This window comes from Shewanella inventionis, from assembly GCF_014641855.1.
Lineage (GTDB): Bacteria > Pseudomonadota > Gammaproteobacteria > Enterobacterales > Shewanellaceae > Shewanella > Shewanella inventionis.
On record NZ_BMII01000015.1, the window covers coordinates 115539 to 125148 of the forward strand.

The window sequence follows — 9610 nt, forward strand, 5'->3', positions numbered from 1 at the left end:
TTAATGAAACAATATAGTGTACTCACGCCGCCGAGTGTAAAAAAAGGCCAACAAATGCAAACTTTGGCAACATTAGGTGGGGTTTCTCAAGCCATCACCTTAGCCAAATTAATTCAACAACATTCGGGCACCAGCATCATAGTCACCCATGACACGCCGAGTGCCCTGTCACTGGAAGTCGAATTAAGCTATTTGTTGCAAAACAGCAATATTAATGTGTGCTTGTTTCCAGACAGAGAAACCTTACCTTACGACAACTTTTCACCGCATCAAGACTTAATATCACAACGTTTAGAAACCTTAGCCAACATTGGCCAAAGCCAGCATAATGTGGTGATTGTGCCGGTAAACACCCTAATGGTTCGCCTGCCGCCCAAATCGTTTATGACCGCCAATGTGATGGTACTCAATAAAGGCGACACCTACAGCTTACAACAAGCGCGGCAACACCTAACCGACACAGGCTATCATCTCGTTGAACAAGTATACGAACACGGCGAGTTTGCTATTCGCGGTTCTATCATCGACATTTTTCCCACAGGTTCACGCCAACCGCTGCGCATTGAACTATTTGATGATGAAGTCGAATCAATCCGTTTTTTTGATGTAGACACTCAACGTTCAGGCATGGCACGCGACGCCATTCGCATGCTACCCGCAAAAGAATTTCCAACAGACAGCAATGCCATCGAAGGCTTTAGACAACGCTATCGCCGCCGTTTTGAGGTTATTTCTAAAGAAGCTGAATCCGTTTATCAATTAGTGAGCCGTAATTTAATGCCCGCAGGTATTGAAAATTACTTACCTTTGTTTTTTGATGACACGGCAACCTTATTTGACTATTTGCCACAAAACAGCCAACTCATCACACTCGGTGATATCGAAAAAGCCAGTCAACAGCATTTACATGAAGTTAGCGTACGCTATGAAGATCGACGCATCGACCCACTCAGGCCACTCTTAACGCCCAAAGAGCTTTACCTGCTGCAAGATGAATTATTTGCCGCATTTAAACCCTTAACTCGTACGCAAATTATTCAGCAGCCTCATACAAATGACACAGATAACGCAGGGCAGCCATTAGCCGCTATCGATTTGCCAGCACATGCTCTGGTCGCCAATGTTGAAAAACTGCCAGACATCAATGCCAATCACAAACTCAAACAGCCATTGCATGCATTACAAGAATACAGTGCAGGCCATGCACAGTTACTGTTCAGTGCCGAGTCAGAAGGTCGTCGCGAAGCATTGCTTGAGCTGTTTGCCAAAATTGGCATTAAGCCTAAACTGTTTGCTCATTTAAATGAGTACCTTGACGCCAAAGACAGCATAGGCTTAATCGTTTCGCCGCTGAGTCGTGGGTGCGTGTTAACGGATGTTCCCAAAGGGCCTGTCAGTGTTATTTGCGAAACCGAGTTGTTCGGCCAACGGATCTCACAACAACGCCGACGCGAAAAGCAAAAACAAGTCAGCTCGGATGTATTAGTTAAAAACTTAGCTGAACTCAAAGTTGGCCAGCCCATAGTGCATTTAGAGCATGGCGTTGCCTTGTATCAAGGTTTAGAAACCCTTGATACAGGTGGACTGGTTGCCGAATACTTAAAACTTGAATATTCAGGCGGCGATAAACTCTATGTCCCCGTGTCGTCACTACACCTAATCAGCCGTTTTAACGCCAGTGGCGAAGGTGAAGCTCACCTCAATAAATTAGGCAACGAAACCTGGGCCAAAGCCAAGAAAAAAGCCATCGAGCGTATTCGCGATGTCGCAGCAGAATTACTGGATGTATATGCAAGGCGTCAGGCTCGCCCCGGTGAAGCAATGACAATCGATGAGCAAGAGTACGCCCAGTTTAGTCAAGGTTTCCCATTTGAAGAAACCGTCGACCAAGAATCGGCTATTCACGCAGTATTAGCAGACTTACAAGCGCCACTGGCCATGGACCGCCTAGTGTGTGGTGATGTGGGTTTTGGTAAAACAGAAGTTGCCATGCGCGCCGCTTTTGTCGCCGTAAATGCCGGCAAACAAGTGGTAGTGCTAGTGCCAACCACCCTACTTGCCCAACAACATTTTGAAAACTTTAAAGACCGTTTTGCCGACTGGCCAATCGTCGTCGACGTCATGTCGCGCTTTAGAACAACTAAAGAGCAAAACAGTATTGTTGAGCAATTATCAGCAGGTAAAGTCGACATCTTAATCGGCACCCATAAATTGTTGTCAGCCGAGGCAAACTTTGACAACCTAGGCTTACTGATTATCGACGAAGAGCACCGCTTTGGTGTACGTCAAAAAGAGAAAATTAAAGCATTACGGGCTAACGTAGACATTTTAACGCTAACCGCCACGCCTATTCCGCGAACCCTAAACATGGCCATGTCGGGCATGCGCGATTTATCGATTATCGCTACACCACCCGCTAAACGCTTAGCCGTAAAAACCTTTGTTCGCGAATACGACCAAGCTACGGTTCGTGAGGCCATACTGCGTGAAATTCTGCGTGGTGGTCAGGTGTATTACTTACACAACAATGTCGACACTATCGAAAAAACAGCACAAAACATTCGTGATTTACTCCCTGAAGCCCGTGTCGTCACCGCTCACGGACAAATGCGCGAGCGCGATCTCGAAAAAGTCATGTCAGACTTTTACCACCAGCGCTTCAATGTATTGGTGTGTACCACCATCATAGAAACCGGCATTGACGTACCAAGCGCCAACACCATTATTATCGATCGTGCAGACATGTTTGGTTTAGCCCAGCTACACCAATTACGTGGCCGTGTTGGGCGTTCACACCACCAGGCCTATGCCTACATGATGACTCCGCACCCTAAACGCATGACAACAGACGCCCGTAAACGCCTAGAAGCCATCGACGCATTAGAAGATCTTGGCGCCGGCTTTATGCTTGCCACCCAAGATTTAGAAATTCGCGGCGCAGGCGAATTACTCGGTGATGAGCAAAGCGGCCACATTTCAAAAATTGGTTTTAGCTTATACATGGAAATGCTCGAATCTGCGGTAAAAGCCTTAAAAGAAGGCAAAGAGCCGTCGCTCGCCTACATGATGAGTGCCAAAGCAGAAATTGACTTACGCATTCCAGCTCTACTGCCAGAAGACTATGTCAGTGATGTGAATATGCGTTTATCACTTTATAAGCGCATAGCCAACTGCGAAAACGATAACATGCTCGACGAGCTCAAGGTTGAATTTATCGACCGCTTTGGCATGTTACCTGACCCAACCCGCAATTTAATGGCTATTACCTTGTTTAAACATCAGGCAACCGCACTAGGTATCACTAAAATTGAAATGCATGCCAAAGGTGGCAGTGTCGAATTTGGCCAAGAAAACTGCGTCGATCCTATGTTTATTATTGGTTTGTTGCAAAACCAACCACAAATCTATCGAATGGACGGGCCAAATAAGTTAAAGTTCAACATTCCTGCTGAAACAAGCAAAGAACGACTTGAATTAGTCAACACCTTGCTTGAACAGTTCGCTAAACATCAAACTGGAGACAAATAGTGCTTCGTAAAATTGCGATATCTATCGCCGCTATCACAGCGCTATCCCACAGCATTTCAGCCCATGGTGAATCATGGTTTGAAGTGGAAGTATTTATATTTGAACGCCAAACCGCCTCGGTTGAAAAATGGCTAGACGCTTCGCCGCCAAAATTGGCCAACAACACAGTCGACATTATTACCCCTGTGATCAGCACCGACATTACAGGTGTTGCTGTTGGGCTTAATGGTTGCTCGTCTACCGATTGGGCCAGCGACACCACTCAGTGTAACGACCCTAAAGTCAGCAACAACATGGCAACGCACCCAAGTGAAGTGCCTCTGCATGTAGGTGCAGCTAACCCACAATCAGCCTATCTTGGTCAAGGTCCGGTTTTGCTTGCACAAAGTCAAAGCCAATTTAAAGATATCATTCGCACTTTAAGCCGTGAGCCCTATGTTAAAGGCCTGGTCCATTTAACCTGGCAGCAAAATATGCAATCACGTCGTGCGGCCAAACCAGTACGCATTTTTGGCGGTAAAGATTTTTCAAATACCTTTAATTACCATGGTTTAGGCGTTAAAAAGCAAGCCGAAACGAATACCATGCCAACGGGTGATTATAGCTCGTTAGGTGGGTTATATGATGCCCCTAAAATCAATCCTGTATGGGAGCTTGATGGGTCAATCAATATCTACTTAAGCCATTACTTGTATGTTGAAAATAATTTGGCTTTGCGTAAACCCACCCAAAAAATGATTGAGACAGCGCCAGCAGCCTTTAATGAATACTCAGCGCTGGAAATTGAAGGCACAAAACAATTAGCCCCTTATCTGCAAAGTATTCCATTAATTCAAAATCGTCGCGTACGCAGTGGCGAATTGCATTATTTTGATCACCCGCAAATGGGGATTGTGATGCAAATTCGTAAAATGGCACAACCCACTAGCGTTAAACCCATTGATTTAACGGGTCATGAACCTCAAAATCAGCCTCAACCATACGCAGGTTAATGCACTGTAAATACAAAAAACCGGATGCCATCATCCGGTTTTTTTGTTTACATCACCTAAGCTCGGGATTGGCGTTGATTTATGCAATTTAAAATTGACACCTTACCTTTCACCACTTTCAAGCTTGTCATTTATTAGCAGGCTAAAGAGCTGTTTGAAAGGCGTTTATTATCTAGAGCAGAGGTTAACTAACTGCTGAGCGGCGAGAATTCGCTCCTGCTGTGCTAAGGCACGGCGCACCTGCTCAGGCTTACCTTTAAGTGCTAATGCCGTATGTAATGGCTCATCAGCTGGCCAAACAAAATCAGTCAATAACGTGCTTACCCCTACCGGATCATTACACACTAAAATCATGTCACACCCGGCATCAAGTGCCGCTTTGGCCCGACCAAGATAATCACCAGCAAAACTTGCGCCTTTCATGCCTAAATCGTCAGAAAAAATAACCCCATTAAATGCTAACTGGTTACGCAATACCGTTTGCAGCCAATACGGTGAAAAACCAGCAGGGTTAGGATCAATAGCAGAATAAACCACATGAGCAGGCATCACACCTTGCAATTGATGTTGAGCAATTAATTGCTTAAAAGGCAGCATATCAAAGGCCTCTACCACTTCTTTTGGCCGAGGATCCACAGGCATCGCAATGTGTGAGTCGGCAGCAACACTACCATGACCAGGAAAGTGCTTACCCACAGCAGCCATACCTGCGTCATTCATCCCAACAATAAACTGTTCAGCTAATGCACTGACAACCTCAGGCTCAGGGCTAAAACTGCGAGTGCCAATCACTTCACTTATGCCATTTACGTCTAAAACAGGTGCAAAACTTAAATCAATGTCGCAAGCCAAAAGCTCTATTGCCATTAAAAAGCCACACTCTTTCGCCCATTGTTTTGCTAATGTTAAATCCATGTTTGCCGCAGGTAAAATATCGCCCATGGCCGGAATGGCACTAAAGCCATCACGAAACCGCTGCACTCGACCACCTTCGTGGTCAACGGCAACTAATAATTCAGGCCGAATGCTGCGGATCTGCTTAACCAATTCAATTAACTGACTTTTATTTTCAAAATTGCGACTAAATAAAATAATACCACCCACTTTAGGGTGGCGTAGTTGCTCAGCTTCTAGCTGAGATACTGTTAATCCGGCTAAATCCATCATTAAATAGCTCAAACTGTTCCCCTAATACACTTTGTTGCCCATAAAAACTTTTAAATATTGAGCAAGATAAGACAAGCTAATGTGAAAATTATGCATAAAAAAATCTAATGAACTATGCTGCATCAAACTGTGGGATACTCTGCCAACAATAGAGATAAACGGCCAAGATCATACAGGACGATTATACTCACTAATAACGAAAACAATAAACGACTCAGCAAGGGTTACACAAAATGATTAGCGTATTTGACATGTTCAAAATTGGTATTGGTCCTTCAAGCTCACACACAGTGGGCCCAATGAAGGCCGGCAAAATTTTTATTCAACATGTTGCAGACAATAATTTATTGGATAAAACCGATGAATTACAAGCCGAATTATTTGGATCTTTAGGCCAAACAGGCAAAGGCCACGGCACAGGTAAAGCCGTTATTTTGGGGTTAATGGGTGAAGATCCTGAAACTGTCGACACCGACAGTATTGATGAGATTTTAGACACTGTTTCTAAAACCCAACAATTAACCCTAGCAGACGGGCGTTTAGTCAAATTTACCCGTGAAGAAGGCATTACTTATCACCGCCGTAAAACCTTGCCTGCACATGCAAACGCCATGACACTGTACGCCTTATCTAATGGCGAATGCATTTATCAGCGCACCTATTATTCAGTAGGTGGTGGTTTTATTTTAGATGAAGACGAAATCACCCAACGTAATGCTTCACCCGCAACCCCAATAGAGCAAGCGCCCTATGATTTCAACAGCGCATCACAATTACTACAATTGTGCTGCGATAACGGCTTAAGCATTTCATCGTTGATGATGTCAAATGAACTCAGTATTGCCAGTGAAGATGAAATCAAACAAGGTTTATGGAAAATTTGGCAAACCATGAAAAACTGCGTTGAACGGGGTTATCAAAAAGAAGGCATTTTACCTGGTGGGTTAAAATTACGTCGTCGAGCCCCTGCACTTTATCGTCGCTTAAAAGCCGAAGGACGTAATAACACTGATCCATTAACCGCAATGGATTGGGTCGATTTATTTGCATTATCGGTTAACGAGCAAAATGCCGCTGGCGATCGAGTTGTTACCGCACCAACAAACGGCGCAGCGGGCATTATTCCTGCGGTATTGTGCTATTACGATATGTTTGTCCAAGAAGTCGATATTGATGTTTGTAGCCGTTATCTGCTTACCGCAGCTGCTATTGGTATTTTATATAAGAAAAATGCCTCTATTTCTGGCGCCGAAGTCGGTTGTCAGGGCGAAGTTGGTGTTGCATGCTCAATGGCAGCAGGTGCCTTAACTGAAATTATGGGCGGCACGGTTGAGCACGTTGAAAACGCTGCAGAAATTGGAATGGAGCATAATCTGGGGTTAACCTGCGATCCTGTTGGCGGCCTTGTACAAGTTCCTTGCATTGAACGCAATGCAATGGGCGCGGTAAAAGCCATTAATGCCTCACGCATGGCACTGCGCGGCGACGGTAACCACAAAGTGTCGTTAGACAAAGTCATCAAAACCATGATGGACACAGGCAAAGACATGCGCAGCAAGTACAAGGAAACCGCCAAAGGTGGTTTGGCCGTTAATATCGTTGAATGTTAATACCAAGTCATCGATATTAATCCAATAAAAAATGCCTGTTAGTGATAACAGGCATTTTTGTTTTAGGTATGCAAATTAATCCGTTTTAAATTGAGCAATTTGTCCCCGTAATTGCTGTGACAATCCATCAACTTGTATGCTGGCACTGTAAGATTGCTGCGCGTTCGATGCCGTTAATCCAGCTTCGTCACTGATATTGACAATATTACGATTAATCTCATCGGTCACAGCGGTTTGTTCTTCTGCAGCGGTTGCAATTTGAGTTGCCATATTCGATATTGTGGCAACCGATTGAGTGATTTTACTGAGCGCCTCACCCGCTTGTGCAGCTTGTTCTGTGCTTTTAAATGCTTGCTGGCGACTTGCGTCCATAACCGTCACAGCATCTTTAACACCATTTTGTAATTGGCCAATCATTTGTTGAATTTGATTAGTCGAATCTTGAGTACGCTTGGATAACGTTCGAACCTCATCCGCCACAACCGCAAAGCCGCGACCATGTTCACCCGCGCGGGCAGCTTCTATTGCTGCGTTTAGAGCTAATAAATTTGTTTGGTCAGAAATACTGCGGATTACCTCTAATATACTGCCAATATTATCGGTATCTTTTTCAAGCTGATGCAATGCCGTTGCAGCGTGCTCAACACCATTGGCTAACTCCTCAATTGAGGTAATGGTAAGCTGGACCACTTTATCGCCCTGCACCGCTTGAGTATCTGAGTCTTTAGCCGCTTGCGCTGCTAATTCAGCATTGTTAGCCACTTCAATCACTGTGGCTTGCATTTGATTCATTGCTGTAGCCACTTGTTCTGTTTCACTTTGTAGACGCTGCATTCCGCCTAAGGTTTCATTGCTTGACGAGGTTAATTGCACACTCGCAGCGCCTAATTGCTGGCTGTTATCATTAAAATCAATAATTAACTCGCGTATTTGGCGTACAAACAAGTTAAAGCTACGCGCGACTTTAGCAATTTCAGTATTACCAAAATCATCAAGTTTGACCGTTAAATCTTTCGCACCCGAGGCGATATTACGCATCGAATCATCTAATATTCTCAATGGATTAACAATCTTGCGGTAGAGCATCAATAAAATAATGGTCAGAAACACACCTAGGCCGATATTTCCCCACAATTGTACGCTCGCGGCAGATTCTGTTGCTAACAAGGTCTCTTCAACTGCGGCATCAAACTTGCCATCAATTTCAGCTGCCAGTAAATCTAAATCATCAGCAAGGTTAGATGACACTTCATCAAAACCACCCGCACCTTTCATAAGGTGATTACCGGCCTCAGTACCTTGAGTCAAATAAGCATCAGCCATGTTAACGCCAGAGGCATGCAAATCATTTACTTTGCGTTTAATCTCTTGCGCTCTTTGACCGACATCTGGCGCAACAGCAATCAATAAATCAAGGTTTTCTAGCGCACTATTTAGGCTGTCTAATGCTTCAGCTTTGGCTTCGTCGCTTTTGGTAGCGCCAACATCGGTTAAAAACTGTTGAATTTGCACTACAAAATAACGCGTGTCTTTAAGTGCGAAAATAGCATTAACCTGTGCTTCTTCGTTCTTTACGCCTTCATAAATATGGGATTGTTGAATATTACTGACCGAAATCAAAATCACTAAAGCCAATAAGGACAGAGTAATTGTAATTTGGAGCATTTTTTTTATCGATAAATCAAACATCGTTGAGGCACCATTATAAGTAAGATTCTTTTTATAGAATAACGCTCGGTATCTTGACTGTCATTGAGCACGATCCATTTATATGCGCTATATCTTATTTGCAAAAATAATGAATCGAAAAAGACAGTCAAAAATCCTTAAAACTTATAATCCCTCACAAATTTATAACATCATCATACTTTAGCCTGATCAACATATAAATGGGATTTGAGTAATTTGTGTTATTTTAGATTGAAATACTCTTTGAATTTTTCGTGAATACGATTAAGGAGGCTAACTCTGATGAAATATTATATACAATATCGATGGTACATTACTGCACGACAACAAGTTGTTTTGAGGTAGTTATAAATTTATTCACCGCATCTTAGAGCAAGGTAATCTGCCAGGGCGACCACATGAGTGATTAAATTTCAAGCAAACTGGTAAATCCTGCCCTTAACACTTTTTCTAAATACTCAGGTTTCATCCATGCTCGTTTTTGTTTCATCGGGATACTTCCCTTAGATGATTCTGAGCGGAGCATATTTAACGATAGTTTGCGTAATAATGACCAATTCTCTGCTGCATGATTTTGATAAATCTGGCAATGGTCTTCACCCATTGAAGCATCCAAAACCCAGT

Annotated in this window: 6 protein-coding genes; 3 read left to right on the forward strand and 3 right to left on the reverse strand. The window is 43.6% G+C overall.

Annotated features, from left to right (window positions below; genetic code table 11):
• Window positions 1-3: 3 nt before the first annotated feature.
• Both mfd and IEW93_RS10435 read left to right on the forward strand, forming a co-directional pair.
• Window positions 4-3528 carry a transcription-repair coupling factor gene (gene mfd / locus IEW93_RS10430; RefSeq protein WP_188739268.1) on the forward strand — a complete coding sequence of 1175 codons (3525 nt, stop codon included), beginning with the start codon at window positions 4-6 and terminating at the stop codon, window positions 3526-3528.
• Window positions 3528-4520, forward strand: coding sequence for a peptidoglycan binding protein CsiV (locus IEW93_RS10435; RefSeq protein WP_188739269.1), 993 nt, complete (start codon window positions 3528-3530; stop codon window positions 4518-4520). The genes mfd and IEW93_RS10435 overlap by 1 nt, the downstream gene beginning before the upstream one ends.
• 168 nt (window positions 4521-4688) lie before the next feature.
• Here IEW93_RS10435 and nagZ read toward each other — a convergent pair whose 3' ends face one another.
• Window positions 4689-5699: a beta-N-acetylhexosaminidase gene (gene nagZ, locus IEW93_RS10440; protein WP_188739270.1), complete on the reverse strand. Its 1011-nt coding sequence runs from the start codon at window positions 5697-5699 to the stop codon at window positions 4689-4691.
• 221 nt (window positions 5700-5920) lie between these two features.
• Here nagZ and IEW93_RS10445 point away from each other — a divergent pair, with 221 nt between their 5' ends.
• Window positions 5921-7297, forward strand: a complete 1377-nt coding sequence (locus IEW93_RS10445; protein ID WP_188739271.1) for an L-serine ammonia-lyase — start codon at window positions 5921-5923, stop codon at window positions 7295-7297.
• Window positions 7298-7372: 75 nt separating this feature from the next.
• Here IEW93_RS10445 and IEW93_RS10450 read toward each other — a convergent pair whose 3' ends face one another.
• Window positions 7373-8962: a methyl-accepting chemotaxis protein gene (locus IEW93_RS10450; protein ID WP_188739272.1), complete on the reverse strand. Its 1590-nt coding sequence runs from the start codon at window positions 8960-8962 to the stop codon at window positions 7373-7375.
• 430 nt (window positions 8963-9392) lie between these two features.
• Window positions 9393-9610, reverse strand: a 218-nt coding sequence (locus tag IEW93_RS10455; RefSeq protein ID WP_373284910.1) for a transposase, incomplete at its 5' end; no start/stop codon positions are given.